The organism is Lacinutrix sp. MEBiC02595 (assembly GCF_053601555.1).
Genome location: NZ_JBSHNU010000117.1, coordinates 1 through 810, shown reverse-complemented (window position 1 = coordinate 810; position 810 = coordinate 1). Strand labels below are relative to the sequence as shown.

General features: G+C 30.5%; 1 protein-coding gene. It reads left to right on the top strand.

The genetic code is table 11. The annotated features are described in order from the left end of the window. On the top strand, window positions 1-608 hold a 608-nt coding region (locus tag ACVCZW_RS00775), incomplete at its 5' end, for a hypothetical protein (protein ID WP_452231401.1). Window positions 609-810: the final 202 nt, after the last annotated feature.

Sequence of the window (810 nt, the reverse complement as noted above, 5' to 3'; positions counted from 1 at the left end):
TTTTGAAAGAAAACGTCAAGAAAATTCCTAAAGTAAGTTTTGAGGAACAACTAAAAACGTACAAAGAATTAGGATATAAATTAAACAACGGAATTACAAAAGAAACCTTGCTGGAATCTTACGACAAAGCTGACTTTGAAGATGACACTTGGATTCTTATGTATGTTACTTTAGGTTCTACGATAGAAAGAGAACCTTGGACACCAATTACGAATGAATGTTGGCATTTCGATGCTGAATGTATTGAAGACAATGGTTCGTACATCGATATACTTGAAAACATAAAAAGAATATCTAAAAACAAACTGAATTTTGAAAACATTAAAGATTTTGTTGACATAGACAATGGGAAAGCTTGGGTTTCTTTTGAACTTAACGGAAAGAATTACAAATGGAATTTAAGAATTGATAATGATTGGGTTGATGGTTCTATATTTGACAAAATTCAAGAGCTTAACTCTGAATTAAAAAATCCTGAAAAGTTGACTTTTATTGGTTTGGGTCAAGATGGAGTAATTGACTATATGACCGAAAAAGAAATGTCTAAATTTAAGAAAATGACTAATATCAAAATTAAGTGGTTGAACGGAACAAAAGACATTGGATAAAAAACTGGTGCTAACAACGTATATAATTAATGGCTAGTTATAGCTTGCTTACGAAAATCTTTGCAGATTTTCTATTCGGTTTTTATTTACTAAATTAGGTGCTGAAACACGCCACTAATCATATACAAACACGTTATCTATAAGTTACTCACCAACAAAAATTATTGGAAAATCTATAAGTCTGAACTTCCAACAAGGGAAT